Origin of the sequence: Hoyosella altamirensis, from assembly GCF_014191505.1 — a bacterium.
Classification (GTDB): Bacteria; Actinomycetota; Actinomycetes; order Mycobacteriales; family Mycobacteriaceae; genus Hoyosella; species Hoyosella altamirensis.
On the sequence record NZ_JACHWS010000008.1, the window covers coordinates 1 to 16964 of the forward strand.

The 16964-nt window shown below is 62.0% G+C and carries 22 protein-coding genes; all 22 read left to right on the forward strand.

Annotation, left to right across the window (positions count from 1 at the left end):
• On the forward strand, positions 1–812 hold an 812-nt coding region (locus FHU29_RS22580), incomplete at its 5' end, for a phage portal protein family protein (protein ID WP_423785895.1).
• Positions 813–1162: 350 nt separating this feature from the next.
• Positions 1163–1516: a hypothetical protein gene (locus FHU29_RS22585; RefSeq protein ID WP_157095438.1), complete on the forward strand. Its 354-nt coding sequence runs from the start codon at positions 1163–1165 to the stop codon at positions 1514–1516.
• Complete coding sequence (locus tag FHU29_RS22590) at positions 1516–2802, forward strand: head maturation protease, ClpP-related (RefSeq protein WP_064442614.1); 1287 nt, start codon at positions 1516–1518, stop codon at positions 2800–2802. The genes FHU29_RS22585 and FHU29_RS22590 overlap by 1 nt, the downstream gene beginning before the upstream one ends.
• Before the next feature lie 13 nt (positions 2803–2815).
• On the forward strand, positions 2816–3220 hold the full coding sequence (locus FHU29_RS22595) for a DUF2190 family protein (protein WP_064442615.1): 405 nt from the start codon (positions 2816–2818) through the stop codon (positions 3218–3220).
• 21 nt (positions 3221–3241) lie between these two features.
• Positions 3242–4174 (forward strand): phage major capsid protein, encoded by a 933-nt coding sequence (locus FHU29_RS22600; protein ID WP_064442616.1) that lies wholly within the window; start codon positions 3242–3244, stop codon positions 4172–4174.
• A complete protein-coding gene (locus FHU29_RS22605) occupies positions 4171–4533 on the forward strand; it encodes a hypothetical protein (protein WP_157095440.1) in 363 nt (120 codons plus the stop codon). The genes FHU29_RS22600 and FHU29_RS22605 overlap by 4 nt, the downstream gene beginning before the upstream one ends.
• Positions 4534–4536: 3 nt before the next feature.
• Entirely contained in the window at positions 4537–4911 is a 375-nt protein-coding gene (locus FHU29_RS22610; protein WP_064442618.1) for a Gp19/Gp15/Gp42 family protein, read from the forward strand.
• Entirely contained in the window at positions 4899–5246 is a 348-nt protein-coding gene (locus tag FHU29_RS22615; RefSeq protein WP_064442619.1) for a hypothetical protein, read from the forward strand. The genes FHU29_RS22610 and FHU29_RS22615 overlap by 13 nt, the downstream gene beginning before the upstream one ends.
• The gene (locus tag FHU29_RS22620) at positions 5246–5506 is read left to right on the forward strand and encodes a hypothetical protein (protein ID WP_064442620.1); all 261 of its coding nucleotides are present in this window, start codon (positions 5246–5248) and stop codon (positions 5504–5506) included. The genes FHU29_RS22615 and FHU29_RS22620 overlap by 1 nt, the downstream gene beginning before the upstream one ends.
• The gene (locus FHU29_RS22625) at positions 5503–5886 is read left to right on the forward strand and encodes a hypothetical protein (protein WP_064442621.1); all 384 of its coding nucleotides are present in this window, start codon (positions 5503–5505) and stop codon (positions 5884–5886) included. The genes FHU29_RS22620 and FHU29_RS22625 overlap by 4 nt, the downstream gene beginning before the upstream one ends.
• An 80-nt stretch (positions 5887–5966) precedes the next feature.
• Positions 5967–6599 (forward strand): hypothetical protein, encoded by a 633-nt coding sequence (locus FHU29_RS22630; RefSeq protein WP_064442622.1) that lies wholly within the window; start codon positions 5967–5969, stop codon positions 6597–6599.
• A 105-nt stretch (positions 6600–6704) separates the two neighbouring features.
• Positions 6705–7181 (forward strand): hypothetical protein, encoded by a 477-nt coding sequence (locus FHU29_RS22635; RefSeq protein ID WP_183377673.1) that lies wholly within the window; start codon positions 6705–6707, stop codon positions 7179–7181.
• Positions 7182–7354: 173 nt separating this feature from the next.
• Positions 7355–7555, forward strand: coding sequence for a hypothetical protein (locus FHU29_RS22640; protein WP_183377674.1), 201 nt, complete (start codon positions 7355–7357; stop codon positions 7553–7555).
• Positions 7536–10301, forward strand: a complete 2766-nt coding sequence (locus FHU29_RS22645) for a phage tail tape measure protein (protein WP_183377675.1) — start codon at positions 7536–7538, stop codon at positions 10299–10301. The genes FHU29_RS22640 and FHU29_RS22645 overlap by 20 nt, the downstream gene beginning before the upstream one ends.
• Positions 10213–11625 (forward strand): aggregation-promoting factor C-terminal-like domain-containing protein, encoded by a 1413-nt coding sequence (locus FHU29_RS22650; protein ID WP_183377676.1) that lies wholly within the window; start codon positions 10213–10215, stop codon positions 11623–11625. The genes FHU29_RS22645 and FHU29_RS22650 overlap by 89 nt, the downstream gene beginning before the upstream one ends.
• Positions 11625–12470 (forward strand): phage tail family protein, encoded by an 846-nt coding sequence (locus FHU29_RS22655; protein WP_064442667.1) that lies wholly within the window; start codon positions 11625–11627, stop codon positions 12468–12470. Before FHU29_RS22650 ends, FHU29_RS22655 begins: the two co-directional genes overlap by 1 nt.
• Position 12471: 1 nt before the next feature.
• Positions 12472–14187 (forward strand): Gp37-like protein, encoded by a 1716-nt coding sequence (locus FHU29_RS22660; protein WP_064442668.1) that lies wholly within the window; start codon positions 12472–12474, stop codon positions 14185–14187.
• A 9-nt stretch (positions 14188–14196) separates the two neighbouring features.
• Positions 14197–14463: a glutaredoxin family protein gene (locus FHU29_RS22665; RefSeq protein ID WP_064442669.1), complete on the forward strand. Its 267-nt coding sequence runs from the start codon at positions 14197–14199 to the stop codon at positions 14461–14463.
• A complete protein-coding gene (locus FHU29_RS22670; protein ID WP_064442670.1) occupies positions 14460–14813 on the forward strand; it encodes a phage gene 29 protein family protein in 354 nt (117 codons plus the stop codon). The genes FHU29_RS22665 and FHU29_RS22670 overlap by 4 nt, the downstream gene beginning before the upstream one ends.
• The gene (locus tag FHU29_RS22675) at positions 14810–15394 is read left to right on the forward strand and encodes a cutinase family protein (RefSeq protein WP_064442671.1); all 585 of its coding nucleotides are present in this window, start codon (positions 14810–14812) and stop codon (positions 15392–15394) included. The genes FHU29_RS22670 and FHU29_RS22675 overlap by 4 nt, the downstream gene beginning before the upstream one ends.
• Positions 15395–15403: 9 nt before the next feature.
• Entirely contained in the window at positions 15404–16654 is a 1251-nt protein-coding gene (locus tag FHU29_RS23520; RefSeq protein WP_064442672.1) for an N-acetylmuramoyl-L-alanine amidase, read from the forward strand.
• Between the two features lie 2 nt (positions 16655–16656).
• Positions 16657–16902 (forward strand): Acb2/Tad1 domain-containing protein, encoded by a 246-nt coding sequence (locus FHU29_RS22685; RefSeq protein ID WP_064442673.1) that lies wholly within the window; start codon positions 16657–16659, stop codon positions 16900–16902.
• Positions 16903–16964 lie beyond the last annotated feature (62 nt).

The following is a 16964-nucleotide window of genomic DNA, read 5'->3' on the forward strand; positions in this document are numbered from 1 at the left end:
GTTTGCCGTCGACGCTGACCAGGATCAACGTCGCTGACGATGGTGGCCTGGCGTCGATCGAGCAGACACCGCGGCCCGGATCGTCGAAACAAGTGGTGATTCCTGTAGACCGGCTTGTCGCGTACGTGCATGACCCTGAAGAGATGGACTGGCGGGGCACCAGCATGCTGCGTGCCGCGTACAAGCACTGGCTGCTGAAGGACCAGTTCCTCCGCTTGGAGGGGCAGGTTCTCGACCGCAACGGCATGGGTGTCCCGGTGTACACCGCGGGCGAGCCCGGCAACCAGGAAGAGATCGACCGCGGCCAGAAGATGGCGTCAGAACTGCGGTCGGGTTCCTCGTCGGGCGCGTCGATCCCGAACGAAGCGAAGCTGGAAATCCTCGGCGTGAAGGGCCAGCTGGTGTCACCGCGGGAAGCGATCGCGTACCACGACGCGCAGATCGGACGTTCCGCGCTCGCGCACTTCCTGAACCTCTCCGACAAGGGTGGCAGTTACGCGCTCGCCGACACGCAGGCCGAGATTTTCGTGCAAGCGCTGCAGACGATCGCGGAAGACATCGCCGACACCGCGAACCAGCACCTCGTTGAGGAAATGGTGCAGGTCGCGTTCGACTCCCCCGGCCCGTACCCGCGGATCGTGTTCGACCCGATCGGCACGAAGAAGGAACTCACCGCCGAGGCGCTGTCGATCCTGATCAACGCCGGTCTGATCCTGCCGGACAAGGACCTCGAAGAAGAAATGCGGCGCCGCTACGGGCTGCCACCGAAACGACCACTACCTGGAACGAGTGAAGAGGATGGTTCCGCGTGAAGTTGATCGACTATACCGGGCGGCGGTTCGGGATGGCGGTCATCGTTGAACGCGCTAGAACGAGGTCGCGGCGGTCTTGGTGGAAATGTGTATGTGACTGCGGGGCCGAGTTTGAGGCCAGTGTGACGCGCATCCGAAATCGGTCGCTGCACAGCTGTGGCTGCACGCGCATTTACCGGGGCATCCAGGTGCATGACGGAAAGATGGCGTGCGAGATGCCATCGAGGAACTACCCCGAGGGTCGAACGGGTACTGGCGCTGGATACCAAGCGCACATCAAGAACCGCGAGGAACCGTGTAGCGACTGCGCTCGTGCTCACACAGACAAGTGTGCATCCCGCTGGCGAGATATGAGCGACGAGGACCGTGAGAGGGTCCGGGAACAGAACAGGACTGCGGTCCTTAGTTACGTCAAGCGGTACCCGGACCGGCGCTTCGATTCGAGCATTGTTTATCGCGAGCAGAACCGCGACATTATTCGGGATGCGAAGTCGAAGGCGTGCGATGACTGCGGGGAACAGTACCCCTATTACGTGATGCAGTTCGACCACGTTCGCGGCCAGAAAGAGTTCAACATCGGCTCTATAGGCCCCACTGCGTCCCGTTCCCGACTACTTGCAGAAATAGAAAAGTGCGATGTGGTGTGCGCCAACTGTCACGCCGAGCGTTCGCACCAACGTCTAATGGCCAGGGAGGCTGGGTAATGGCGGAAGGCCGCGGATTCTCCATCCGAAGTGACAATGGCGATTCTATCGCCACCCGCATCGACATCTTTTCCGACATCGACCCGTACTTCGGGGTATCAGCGGAGGCGTTCCTGTCGGAACTCAAGCATGTCAGAACCGACGAGATCGAGGTTCACATCAACTCTGGTGGCGGAGAGGTGTTTGACGGAATCGCCATCATGAACAGTCTCAAAGATCACCCGGCGAAGGTGACGGTCATCGTGGACGGTCTCGCAGCTTCCGCCGCGAGCTTCATCGCGGTTGGCGGCGCAGACCACCTAGTGATGCAAGAGTCAGCCACCCTAATGATCCACGAAGCGTGGACGGTGGCGATGGGCGACGCTCAGAGCATCGAGAAGACGGCAGCCGAACTGAACCGAGTGTCCGGCATCATCGCCGGAATCTATGCGGCGAAGGCAGGCACTCCGGTCGAGGAGTGGCGCGAAGCCATGCGTGAAGAGTCGTGGTTCACCGCTGAAGAAGCAGTACTAGTCGGACTGGCAGACGAGATCCGGTCCGTGCAGAGACAACCGGTCGCCAGCGCAGCGCAGAAGTCGCGGGTGCTGAACTCCGGAAGCTTCAAGTACCGCAGTCGTGAACAGGCGCCCACTCCGGGAATCGCCGCTCGCGCGAAAACACAAGAGGTTTCCTCTGCCGGGGTGGCAGGGGCTGACAGGAAGGAGGACCATGTGTCCACTTTGAATGAGGCCATCTGTCAGCGCCTCGGCATTCCCGCCGACGCTGACGAGGCCACCATCACCGCCGCGCTCGAAGAAGCGCTCAACGAACGCGCCGGGGACGACCCTACCGGCACCGATGAGGAAGGCACCGAGGGTGACCCGGATGCCACCACAGAGGAGGGCCCGGACGGCGACGCTGACGATGCCGATGAGTCTGCCGGAGGCGATGACAGCGACTCTGACGATGACGGATCGCTGACGGTGACCGTGGACCGGGCAACGCTGCGGGAACTGCAGGACGCCGCCCGGTACGGCATGGCCGCGCGGACACGCGAAGCTGCCGCTGCCCGAGCCGCCCGCGTCGATCAGGCGATTGCGGAGAACCGGATCACCCGCGCCGCGCGTGACCGGTGGATCGAGCGGATGGAAGCCGACGAGGAAGACACCACAGCGCGGCTGAACCGGATCCCGAAAGACACCATCCCCCGCAACGAGATCGGCCACGCCGCACCCACTGACGACGACGGCAGCGACTTCCGGTCGAAGCTGAACAAGGCCGCCGACTCCCTGTACCAGAAACTTTGAGGAAGGAAAAGATATGAGCAATCCAACATTCCGATCGGGGCCGTACACGTTCGCGGCAACCGCACCGGTCGAGAAGTTCTCTGTCGTCACGCTCGGAGAGAATGGCGTATCTCCATGCGCTGCCGATGGTGTGCCGTTCGGCGCGGTCACCGAATCCGCCGCACCCGAGATGCCCAGCGAACCGAACAACCTGCAGCACGGCCTGCCCACGTCGGTCGCTGTGCACGTGTCCGGTGCTGTGCCGCTGCGCGTCGCTGACGATGTGACCGCCAAAGTCGGTGACGTCGTCTACACCGCTGCGGGTGGCGCAGTCACCACCGACGGTACGGACGCAACGAGAGTCGGTGTCGTGATCAAGACCGGTGTACTTGGCGGGGATCTGGTGCGCGTGCATCTGACCTGCCCGGAAAGTAACTAAGGGAAGGGGCAGGTAACCAAGATGGGCAACATCATCACCTCCGCATTCGACGGTGACGCGATCACCGTTGACGACATGCTTAAGGATCCGACGTGGCTGCCTGAAAGGCAGATCAAGCGACTTGAGGGCGAGTTCCTTGAGGAGCTGCTGTTCCGCAACGCGGGCACCAACGAGTCCGGTGTTATCGCGTTCCGTGAAGCAGCGGCACCGTACCTCGAAGATGATGCCGAAACGGTTGCCGAGTTCGGTGAAATCCCCGTTTCCGGGATCAGCAGGGGCCGCGTCCGGAAGGTCATCGGTGAGAAGAAGGCGATCGCTGTCCGTGTGTCGTGGGAAATGAGACGCCGTAACCGAATTGACATGGTGCAGCAGCAGACCACGGCGATGCGTAACACGATGATTCGTGGCGGTGTTCGTGGCGCGCTGGCCGCGTTCGACGCGGCGACAGACGTGCATACGCTCCCTGCGAGCGCGGCGTGGACCGCTGGTGGCGGCGATCCGATCAAGGACGTCTTCGACGCGATCGAGCTGATCGAGGCATCTTCGCCTGAGGACGATGAGACGAAGAACTTCGGGTACGTCCCGGACACGCTGGTGATGCATCCTCGCACGTACACGATCCTGTTCCGCAACGAAAAGGTTCAGTCGAAGTACATCGGCGATGCTGCTACAGCGAACCCGCTGTACACCGGCATCAAGCCGAACACCATGTTCGGACTTACGGTGGCGACCTCTCGGTTCATGAACCCAGCCGAGGTAATCGTCATCGAGTCCGGTGTAGCTGGGTTCAGGTCCGACACGGATCCGCTACAGATGACACCGTTCTACGAGGATGGTGGGCAGTCCGGCAGCGGTGGCCCGAACATGGCGTGGCGGTCGGATGCGTTCCGTACCCGCATCCTCGGTGTGGACAACCCGAAGGCCGTGTGCCGCATCACCGGAGTGACTGCGTGATGTTCACGCTGATCGCGTCCGAGTGGCACGAGCCGGTCGGTGACGGTGAGTATGTCCGGCATGTTCGCGGCGATGTCGTGGATGTGCCGGACGAGCATCGCGCGCGGCTGCTCAAAGCGCGCGCGATCAAACCGGTCAGTAACGGTCCGGATCCTGCGGCTGAAGCCACCCCGGAACCGGCAGCGGCCTCGGTTACTGCAGTGGAGGAGTCTGGGGCTGAGGAGGAAGCAGCCCCCGATCGTCCGCTGCGTACCGCGTCGAAGGCCACGTGGGTGGATTATGCCGTCGATCGTGGTTTCGACCGTACGGAGGCTGAGGGCATGACACGCGCTGAACTGATCGACGCGCTCGGAGAATAGCCAGTGGATCCGTTCCTGACAGTCACCCAGTTCGAGGGCATGTGGCGCACACTCACCGCTCCGCAGAAGGTTTTCGCTGAGCTTGCACTGAAAGTCGCATCAAACCAGATCCGGGATCTCAAACCCGGTATCGCTGAGGATGATCTCGCGGCGCAGCTCGTCGCGCACGACATGGTGAAGACCGCGATCGTCACGGGCCGCTACCCGGGGCACAGCAGCTATCAAGAGTCCGCGGGCGGCGCGAACCTGTCCGGAAACCTCGCCATCGCTGGCGGGGCACTAGAGCTGACAGACACCCACCGCAGGATGCTGGGGCTTCCAGTCGCGGCCGGTGGCACCCCGAAATGGTTCTTCGGAGACCGCGAATGTACACCCTGACGGCGACGATCCTGCGGGCACCGCTGACCAAGGTCACGGAGTTCTCAAGCAAACCAAAACCGGACTGGGACAACGCTGCACCGATCCCGTTGCCAGTGATGGTGCGCGTCGATCCGTCCACCACATCCGAAGGCCCAGTCGAGAACCCGCAAACCACCACCACCTATCGGCTCGTGTCCGAGCCGCATGGTGACGTGGATCTGCGGACCACCGACCGGATCTCGGTGCCGCCTCTGGGTGTGTTCGCGGTCGATGGCGAGGTGTTCCGGGTGCCGGATCCGCTTGATCCCGGCGAGGTCCACCACGTCGAGGCGACATTGAAAAGGGTGATGTGATGACGGACTGGTTCCACAAGCTCAACCAGAACAAGGCGGTGCAGCGCGGCTGCCGCGTGAAAGCGGAAACCATCGCGAAGCGTGCGCAGGCCATCACCAACAGTGAGGGCGGAGAAGCGAACATCACCGTGCAGTCGGGTGTCCGCCCGAAGGGCCGCGCGTTCTCCTACGTCGTGACCGACCGTCCCGATGAGGAATACGGCGGCAAGACCGCAAAGCGCACCAGCGCGGTAACGCGCGCAGCTCGGGAGACTCGATGACCCAGCCTACGACCGTCGCGGGTCTCATCGTGGCACGTATTGCTGAACTCCCGGGGGTGGACTGCGAGCTCGAGATGAGCTACCCGACCGAGGCTAACGTGCCTGTTGTGGGGGTGACGCCGTTACCGGCGCAGATCCTCGCTCAGCCGTACGGTGCGCCGTTCTCGATCGACCAGCTCGACTTCGACATCGACGTCTACCACGCCGATTTGGGGCAGGTACACGCGCTCGGTCAGACGCTCCGTGACCATCTGCGCACCTGGATACCCGGGCCCGGGCTGACCGTTGACGCTGTCCCGGATTTCACGAAACGTCCCTACCCCAACGAGAAGCTCCGCCGCGTCGGCGCGATCATGTCGATCATCTCGATGCCCTCCTAGCCGGAGCGACAACTTTATACACCCGTCAATCCCCTTACCGATCCGGTGCGGGGGTTTTGTCATTTCTAGGGAGGAAAGCAATGCCCACTACGGCACCTAGCTTGCTCACCGGTGACAGCCTGTCGCTGTACCGGATCGTCAACGTGTACTACGCCGAGCTTGATTCCGGCGCTGAGATCCCCGAACCAGGCGGGCCGCTTGACGAGTTCTGGCTACATGCGGGCTGGCTGAGCCCCGAAGGGATCAGTGAGAACGACAACAGCGAGAACCAGGAGTTCACGCCTTACCAGTCGGCAGGCCCGCAGCTCGTGGTCAACACCGAACGCAACGTCACCTTCGGTGCGACCCTGTGGTCGACGAGCTCGTTCGTCGCGAACCGTCTCTACTACTCGAAGAAGCCTGACGCATTCACCTACGACGAAGCATCGAAGACCGTGCGTCTTCGCGACGGTGGTCTGCGCGATCGGGACATCATCATGCTGTGCCTGGAGTTCATCGGGCTCAACGGCGGCCGCAAACGCGTCTTCATCGAGAACGGTGAAGCCACCGAGCGCGGCGCTCCGACTGGTGACAAGCAGAACGTCACGGGCTACCCGCTGACGTGGCGGCCGTACGAGACCGGCGACGGTCAGGAACCAATCATCCGTGAATGGACACTGACCGATCGTGAGCTGCCGATGTGGGCTGACGTCACCGGCACTCCGGATCCCTGATAGACGGCAGTGAGCCGCGCGGATTCCGGGGCAGTTGACGCGCGGCTCCTGCCATCTACAACTGCCCCAAACTGCCCCGAATTCACTTTTGAGGAGAACCGCCCCATGGCTACTGCTAAGAAGCCCGAATCTGCTGCTGTGATTTCTGATGGCGCGATCGACTATGACGCGCTGCTCGCGAAGCGTGAAGAGGTCATCGGTTCGCGTGACAAGTTCCCGTTCGTGTTCGCGGGCGAGGTGTTCTGGATCATCGACCCGACTGTCGCATCGGATGCGTTCAACGACGAGCTGAAGCTCCTCGGCTACGACAACCGCGACGCGGAAGATGACCTTCGTGTGGCTGAGACCCGCGAGGAACGTCAGGAGATCCTCCTGGACGTGAAGGAAACCCGTGAAGCGATCATGCGGCACATGTTCGGCGGTGACCAGACCGAACTGAAGCGGTTCATTGACGCGGGCGGTCACACGAACATCATCCAGGAAGTGTCCCTCGCGCGGCAGAACGCGGTTCAGGAGCAGCGCGGCACGGACCCTACCCAGCCGACTTCGCGCGCTACCCGGAGGCAACGGAGGCGGCGCTAGAAGCCGAATACGGATGGGACGTTGTTGCTGCATGGTGGCGCGGTGAAATCACCAACCGCAAGCTCCGCGTCCTCATTCAAGGTCTCCCCAACGACTCCGCTTTAGGCCGCGTCCGTACCGATGGTCACACGTGGGGCTGGGCCGAAGAGTACCTCTGGCAATCCATTTTCCTTATGCAGCAAATGCGGTTCTGGCTGGTGAAGATCCAGAACTCGAGAGCGAACATTCAGCAGCCGAAACCGCCGCAGCGGCCATTCGATACTGCATCCGCTTCTGACCTTCCCCCTGTGCTCACTGACGAGGACTACGCACGCGCTGAACCGTGGCAGCCCGATGAACGAGAGGAGCCCGACGATGACGACAGCGACCAGTGAAGCTGTTTGGTTGCCTGTGCTCCCGTCGTTCAAAGACTTCGGCGGGATGCTGAAAAAGGAAGGCACCAAAGCTGGCAGGTCAGCTGGTGAGGATGTCGCGAAAGCGATGGCCGACGGTATCGAGAAGTCGAAAGCCGCAGTCGAGAAAGCCTCCGAGGCAGCGCAGAAAGCACATGACCGGGTAGCGGACTCGGCGGGCAAAGTCCGGGTCGCTGAGGAACGGCTCGCTGAGGTCCGCGCGAACCCGAAAGCATCAGCCGCGCAGATCGCACAAGCTGAGGAACGCCTCGCGTCGGAACGCCGCAAGAACGAGCAAGCGTCGGCCGCGGCTGAACGCGCCGACGACAAACTCGCGGGCGCGAAAGACAAACTCACGAAAGCCCAGAAAGACGCCACAGACTCAGCGTCTGATCAGAGTAAGGCCACTGGTGATCTGCAAGCTGCGCAGGAGAAGGCCGCGCAAGCGTCCTCAGATCTGGAGAAGGCACAAACCGCGCTGAAGGTTGGTCTAGCTGCCGCTGGTGCTGCCGCTGTCGCAGCTGGTGCGGCGCTGATCAAGGTGGGCTCTGATTTCGATGAGGCGTATCGGACGATCCGCGTAGGGACCGGCGCGACAGGTGAGGCCCTCGAAGGGCTGCAGGAGTCAGCGAAGAACGTCGGCGCGACCGTGCCGAATGCGTTCGGTGATGTTGCGGCGTCACTTGCTGATTTGAATACTCGTCTCGGTTTCACGGGTGAACCGTTGGAACATCTCACACGCCAGTTCCTCGAGCTGGAGAACCTCACCGGCACAGCTGTGAACATCGAATCGGTGTCAGGCGCACTGAACGCATTCGGCGTCGATGCCGAGGATGCGGGCGGCGTGATGGACAGCCTGTTTCAGATCTCGCAGGCCACTGGTGTCGGGGTGAACGATCTCGCCGAAGCAGCACGTAAGGGTGGTCCTGCCTTGCGTGAGTTTGGTTTCGACCTCGGTGAGTCCGCCGCTTTGGCGGGCATGCTCGACAAGGCCGGTCTCGATGTGAACCGCACCTTCCGTGGCATGTCCACGGCAATGTCGCAGCTCGCGAAGGACGGGAAAGACCCCCAAGAGGCGTTCTGGGAAACCACCGACGCGATCCAGGGGCTCATCGAGGCTGGGGACCGCGGCGCCGCTATTGACATGGCATCCGGGATCTTCGGGACACAAGGCGCGCAGCAGTTCATCGAAGCCGTCGAGAACGGTGCCCTGTCGATTGACGACTTCCAGTCCGCTATCGGGGCCAGTGATGACACGATCCTCGGTCTCGCTGACGAAACCCGCACATTGTCTGAAGAGTGGCAGATCTTCAAAAACCAAGCACTGATGGCGATTGAACCAGTAGCAACGAAGGTCTTCAACCTGCTTCGCGACGGCGCGAAGTGGATCATGACGAACGTTGTACCAGCGGTGCAGTCTCTTGTCGGCTGGCTCGGCGACAACAAGGACATACTGATCGTGCTGGGCGCGACCATAGGCGGAGCCCTCGCGGCCTATGCCACCTACCGTGGCGTCGTCATGGGAATGGCTGTGGCTAAACGTGCGTGGGCCGTGGCGACGCTCCTCGCGAACACGAACATGAAGACGCTCAACGCGACGATGCGCGCGAACCCCGTGGGCCTGATTGTTACTGCGATCGGCTTGCTTGTGGGCGGGCTGGTACTCGCGTACCAGAAGTCGGAGACTTTCCGAAACATCGTGCAGAGCGTGTGGGAATGGGTTAAGAGCGCCGCTAGCGCGATCGGTGACGCCTTCGTTGCGGCTCTGAACTGGCTCACTGATGCGTTCGGGTGGGTCACGGACGCTATTTCCGGGGCTTGGGACTTCATCCAGCGATGGTGGCGCGCTCTGATCATGCTTGCTGGGCCTATCGGTCTCGCGGTGAACGCGATCGTGTGGCTCGCGCAGAACTTCGACATGGTGAAGGACGTTGCGACCACAGCGTGGCAAATGATCCAGGAAGCGGTGTCGTTCGCGTGGAACAACGTCATCAGACCCGCGTGGGATGCGATGAAGACTGGCCTTGAGTTCCTCGGTGCGGCCTTCACGTGGATCTGGGAGAACATCATCCAGCCCACCTGGACCATGGTCGGGAACATCATTTCCTGGCTGTGGGACAACGTCGCGAAACCGGCCTGGGAGAACATGCAGACCGGTCTGGACACCCTCGGCGGCTGGTTCAACAGCATCTCCAGCACCATCGAGGCCGTATGGTCGTGGCTCGGTGACCGACTCAAATGGGTCAAGGAAAACGTGGTCGACAAGGTGTTCGACGGCATCAAAACCGGCCTTGAACTCGTTCGTGACACATTCGACAGGATCGTCAAAGGCATCGAGAAGGTCTGGGACGGACTCAAAGAGGGCGTCGCGATCCCGGTCCGATGGGTGATCGATAAGGTGTGGAACGGCGGCATCGTCAAGGCATGGAATGCTGTATCGGTCCTCATCCCCGGCATGGAAAAGATCGACGAGCAGGTCGTGAACTTCGCGACCGGAGGGCACGTTCGAGGCCCAGGAACCGCGACAAGCGACAGTATCCCGGCGATGCTGTCGAACGGTGAGTACGTGCTTTCCGCGAAAGCTGTGGACACGATCGGTGTCGACAACCTCGACCGGTTCCACCAGCAAGCGTGCTGGTATGAAACCCCCTCCCGCCGAAGGAATGTTCGCTGGGGTGGAAGGAATCATCAAGCTCGCTACCGGTGGTTCTGTCGATGCAGCACTTGACCGGGTGAAGAACTTCATGCGCGGCGAGCACGGCAAGCCCTACCAGTACGGCGGAGTCGGAAACCCATCATGGGACTGCTCAGGGCTGTGGTCTGGGATCGTGCACGTCATCAACGGGCGTCCCGCGACATCGGGGCGACTATTCACGACAGAGTCGGACTTCGACGCGATGGGATGGCGCCCAGGTTTGAACGGACAAGTCGCCATCGGTATCTCACGAGGCGGCGGCGGCCCTAACTCGCACATGGCGGGAACTGTTGATGGTGTCAACGCCGAATCTGGCGGTTCTCATGGTGTCCAGTGGGGTGGCGCCGCCATCGGTGCGGATCATTCCAGCTTCAACATCCACTATCACCTGCCCGAGGTAGGTGGCGAGTTCGTATCCGGTGGCGGTGGCGGTGGGGGCAGCAGTCCTGGGGCTTTCCGGCGCATGATCGCGGGGATGTTCGATGCGATCGTGAACCCGATCGGGCGGATGATCCCGGACTTCGGGGACACGCTGCCAGCGCAGTTACCGAAGGCGTTCTACGAGGAGTCGCGCAGCAAAGTGCGGGACTGGATTCTCGGCCAGGCAGGCGACGGCGATACCGGTGGAATCGTCACCGGGTCCGTCGACGGTCCCGTACGAGAGGTCGTCAATCAGGCATTCGCGGAGCATGGATGGCACGAAGGCGCGCAGTGGGATGCGGTGGATTACATCGTCACTCGTGAATCGGGATGGAACCCGAACGCGCAAAACCCGTCCAGCAGCGCGTATGGCTTGTTCCAGTTCCTCGACCAGACGTGGGGCACTGTGGGCGGCCGGAAAACCTCCGACCCTTACGAGCAGGGTGTTTACGGTGCTCGTTATATGGCGCAACGCTACGGCGACCCGGTGTCGGCACGCCGGTTCTGGGAGGCGAACAACTACTACGACCAGGGCGGTTTGGCGAAGCACATCGGAATGATGCTGAAAAACACCAACCTTCCCGAGCAGGTTCTCTCTCCCGAGCAGACCGCAGCGTTCCAGTCGTGGATGGACGCCGGTGCGGGTGGTTTCGATGACCGCTGGCGTCAGTGGGCCGAGGACGCCGGAAACGAGATCCGCGATGACTTCTTCTCGGTCATCGGTCTGAAGAACCCTGCGGATTCCCCGATCGTGCGGGCAGCCGAGGAGATCCTCAAGGGAGTTGCCGCTGGTGCTGACGTGAAACCCGCAGAAACGTCGGAACGCGGCGGTGACACGTTCAACATCTACACGGTCGACGTGAAAAACGCTTTGCGTGAGGTCGCGCACCGTCAGGACATGAAGTCACGCGGGTATCTGCCTGGAGGTGGCCGGTAGTGATTCTCGTTGATGAAGCGCAGATCATTTACCGGTCCCCGTCGGGTCGGTGCTGGCATCTGTCTGGCCGGCCATTCGAGGGCAGGGAAGGTGTCACCCTCGGCACTGATCCGCAGAACATGCACGCGGCGCCAACCACGCTCCTGTTTCAGGAGGGTGCACGGCAGATCGGCGCGACCTACACCGGTCGTGTGGTGTCCCGTCGTGACGTGTCCATCGAGGTGTCCGTACGAGCGGATTCACAGTTCGGGTTCTCCACCACCCGCACTGAGTGGCTGAAAGACCTCGACTATCACCAGGCGGGGTGGCTGCACGTGTGGACTCCCCAAACGGGCTGGCGGACGCTGAAGGTCCGAAAACGCGCCGAACCGGTCCCGTTCGTGAAGAAGAACGCAACGAAGATCAAGTGGGACAAGTACATGATCCCGCTCGTCGCCGAGAACCCTTATTGGGAAGGGATCCGTGAAACGTCGTTCTGGCGCAACAAGTCCGGACTTGGGCGAGGGACACTTCACATCCGTAATCCCGGTGTTGTAGCTGTCCATCCTCGGTTCACGCTCGTAGGTCCGGGTACGCCGTGGATTCAGGACGGACCTGGTGGTCCGCTGATCGAGTTCCCGGCCATGCAGGCCGGTGAGGTGTGGCTGGTCGACACGAACCCGCGGAGCAAAACGATCCGCACCTCGACAGGGATGAATCTGTATCCGCGGATGCGGGGCCGTAAGTTCCGCGGCTCCTACCCGCCCGGGACGTCCACGCCGATCGAGGTGCGGTTCACCGGTAACGCTGCCCTGTCCTCTCAGATCCTCGCCGTTTCCTACCCGCGCTATGAAGGGTGGATGTGACATGACGCAGGCCCCGCAGTTCGAGTCGATCGAGCACGTGTACTCGGCGTTCAGTGAACTCGCTGACCGTGAAGTTGCGCACCGTGTGGAAGAACCCGAGTTCGAGATCGACGTTTATGACCGCGAATACCGGCACCTAGGTGAATGCGGCGATTACCTCGACGCGACGGTGCAGTTCGCCGCGAACCGGATCGCGCCCGGGGTGATCGAGCTTCCCGGTGATTCAGAGTGGGGCCCTTACTTCCGGCGCTGCAAACGTGAGGTCATCCCCGTCACGGTCAAGGTGCGTGGGCGCCGCTGGTCCGGGCGAGCGGAATCGTGCGAACGTCACTACGACGCCGAGAACGGTCTCGTGTGGCGGGTCACGCTGATCTCCGACTGGGCGTGGCTGCGGTCAATCCTCGCGTGGCCGTCCCCGTTTGCGCCGATCCAGGCGCAGTTCCCCAAACATGACATCGCGATCGGCCCAGCACGGACCGTGCTCAAAGGCTATTTGATCAAGAACCTCATACGGTTGCAGCAACCCTTGTGGGGGATCATCAACAACTTCACCATCGGTGGTTTAGTCTCCGGTCTCGGCGGCATGTTCGGGCGCGGGTACCGTCCCGTGGACTTCCAGAACTACGACCCGCAGAAACCTAACGACCCGCTTGACCCGATGGAATGGCAGCGCGGTGTCCAGAACCGCGCGAACCATCCCGTCGCGGTGAAACCGCACAACCCGTTCACCGACACCTCCACCTGGGTCGCGCTCACCGCGCGCATGACCCCGATGGACGAACTTTTCGAGGACGTGCTGCGTGACGAAGGTCTGCTGCTCACAGCGGATGTGTGGCTGCCCGGTGATCCACCGGTTGAAGGTCTGGTTCTGACGAAACCGACCATCGTGATCGACATCGTGGACAAAACGTACGCGGTCGGACCGAACGGCAACATCCTCACCGGCCTGTTCCGTGCGGTCACCCGCGTCCTCGAGGATGGCATCACGAAGGTCATCGTCCCCGTAGACATGCCCACCAAGACTGGGCCGCTCGCCGCGAACGAACCGTGGATCGTCATCGACGAAGACGACGAAGAATCCGGCGTCATCAGCTCGACAATCACCTCCCACCATCCCCTCGCGAAGTACTGCGTGATCGGCGGCCGCTCCCCCGCGTGGCTGAACCAGGGCATCAACCTACTCATAGAGTCCGCGCTGTCCGCGATCCTCAGTTTCGTTGGCCAATCCGGTATTTCGTCCACACTCCTGAACGGGATCCTGGACGACGTGTTCATGGCGTGGGACCGCTACTACGACGCCAACCGGGTCCGCGAACTCGGCCCGTACGGATTCCACGAACACTTCTCCGCAGGCGGATCGGTCGCGCTGTCCTTCTCCGGTTTGATGAACGGTCGCGCTGCACTGCGGGAGACCCGCGGGTTCGAGTCCTACGAGTTCGAAATCGAGGACGGCGCGCCCTATGCAGCGGGTGAGGACTTCTGGCTGAAAGACCCGATCGGGGTGAAAGTACCCGGACCGAGCCCTGAAGGTGGCGTTGACCAGATCTATCTGCAGTACGTCGAGCTGATCGAGTTCACCGACTCCCGTGCAGGCCGGGTCGTCACGAAGGTGTCGATCGGTGACCCGCACGCGGGTGAAGACCCCGTCGACCGCGCGATGCGGAAGGTCAAACAGCTCACCAGCTTCCTCAATGCCCTGTTCCTCAACACCGACTAGGAGTGCTCGTTGCACATCACCGTTTACAGTTCGCCCGGATGCATGCCCTGCTTCGGCACCAAACGTGCACTGACGAAGCATGGCGTCCCATTCACCGAGGTCGATGTCACCACCGACCCCAGCGCTGTCGAGCAGATCACAGCACTCGACCCCGAATACAAGTCGACACCCGTGGTAGTTGTGCTGTTCGACGACGGCACAATCGATCACTGGCACGGCTTGCGGGACAACAAACTGCAAGCACTCGCCTACCTCGCGGCTGAGGCTGCCGTATGACCACGCAGACCCCAACGGATGTGGAGGCCGCGGCGGCCGAGCTGGAACAGGTGATCGGGCGGTTCGGGTTCTACGACAAACAGAACCAGAACATGCGCATCGAGTTCGACATGCCTCTGCCTAGGCCGATCGCGCGGCACCTCGCCGAACGCGGTGTGCGCATCCATCCCGGGCTCGCGGTCGTGAAACGCAGCACCGGCCAGCGTGGCGAGGAAACGTGGGTGCCTCTGGACGCGCCGGACCCAGAGCCGGAGCCCGCCGACACGGAACGGCTCGACGAGCTCGAAGCGATCGTGGCGCAGCTGCAGGACCGGATCGACGCCGCACGGAAAGCGCAGGACGAGCCGTGACCGCGCCGATGGTGTTCGTGTGCGAGGGCACCGGCATGAGCTTCGCGGAACATTCACCCTTGCGGGCGATCCTGCACGAATCAGGGTTGCCGTCGAAGGTGGTGGAGTATCCGTCGGTGTTCTTCCCGTTTCCGTATGACGCGATGGTGCGGCGGGGCGTGGAGATGACGGTCGCGGCGGTGCGGGGGTTCGTGACCGAGAATCCCGGCCGTGCGGTGCGATTGATCGGGTACTCGCTGGGTGCACGTATCGCTGGTGATGCGCTAGTCACGCTTGCCCGTGAGGTCGACGACATTGCGGGCGTTCTGATTTCGGATCCGCGGCAGCCTGGCACCGGCATGGAGGTGCGCAGGCATGGGTGGCGGCTTCCGGGGATCACGATGATCGGTGAACGCGACCCGATTGACTGCCGGGTCCTGCGGGTAGCGGCGGCGGGGGACCCGATCTGCTCGAACGCTGGGCTGCTCGGATACTTCCTGCATCACAGCAACTATCACCGGATGCTGTACGGCGGTCAGCGGTTGTTCGCGTGGATCGCGCAGCGTCTCGCCCACCCACCCAATCAGACAGTGATCGTATGAAGGAGCATCATGGCTCAATTCAAGGCAGACGTTGACCTGTACACGCGGGCGCACAGCGGTCTGCGGAACCCGAATAGTTGCCAGTTCGTGTGTTTGCACACGACTGAGAACGCCGATACGACGCCGCCTGAGAATGTGGCGCAGTGGCAGCAGAACACCGCGAACCAATCGTCGTACAACATTCTGGTCGGCACGAATGGTCGCACGGTGCGGTCGAATGACGACAACATCATTCCGTGGTCTGCAGGCACTGAGGGTAACCGGCGTGGCTTGCATTTGTCGTTCATCGGCAGGGCTGCGCGGACTCGGGCGCAATGGCTGGCGCAAGATGCGCAATTGCGTGCGGGTGCGCGTGTGGTGGCCGCTTGGTGCCGCGACTACGGCATCGCGGCCGCGTATCTCACCGCTGCTGATTTGCGGGCCGGTCGCCGCGGCATCACCGGTCACGCTGAAGTGAATCAGGTGTGGTCGTCTGGCGCTGTGCGTACTGATCCTGGTGCGGGTTTCCCGAAGGACGTGTTCGTCCGCTACGTAACCGAAGCGATCGGCGGTGGATCGTCTGCTCCTGTCCCGGCGCTCGATGACGTGAAGATCACGACCGTGGCTGATGGGCGTGTAGTGGATGTGAGCCTGAAACAGCCACAAACCGGTGGGATCAGTCATTTCGCTGGGCCTACGGATCAATCCACCATCAACGGGCACATGGCTCTTTCCGGGGAGCCAGGCCGCGCACCTCGGGACCATTGGTATGCGGCGATGCGCTGGAACTATTGCCGGTGGGAGGCGTACCAGCACGCAGGGGAAACGTGGCTACGGCCCGTGTCTGGGACGAGTGATTTGCGGCTGAAGGAACGACTCAATGGCGTGAAGCTCCTAGTCACGCACCACAAGTCGGGCAAGAAAGTTGTTTTGCGGGCTGCGGACACTGGGCCGCGCCCGGTGAAGCGGGTGATTGATGTGTCCCCGCATGTGGAGAAAACCGTGTTCGGTGGCGCGACTGACGATCAGGTGACCGTGGAACTCGCGCCCGCTGATACACCGCTCGGCCCGTATACCGGGCCGTCAACCCCACCATCTGGAGGAACTGTGTCTGACAAGTCTGATGCGCGTCTCGTGCTCGAGCAGTTGGGTGGTCCGAATCCGTTCGACGGTTGGGGCCAGCTCGGTGGCCGCACTGTAGTGAACGCTCTTGCCGCGATCGGGGAGAACCTCGGCGTCCCTGGCATGTACGACCCCGCCAACCGTGAAGAGGAAAAATAGCCATGAGTGACCCACTAGAACCCACATTCGGCGAAAAAGCTGTTGGCTCGCAATTCAACCCGAGCGGCAGCGACAAAGTGACCCGGCTGAAGGCCGCCTACGCGGTGATCATCAACATTCTGCATGAGGACCGAAGCGACCATCGGGACGAACGGTCGCGGCTTGCATCAATCGCTATTACGGAAACCCAGGGCGCGCAGATGTGGGCTGTCAAGGCGGTCACGTTCGAGCGTGACGAGGAGGCGTGATGTTCGATCGTATTCCCGCGGAGTGGCGTGCCCGGATCTATGCGGTGGTCGAGGCGGTCGCC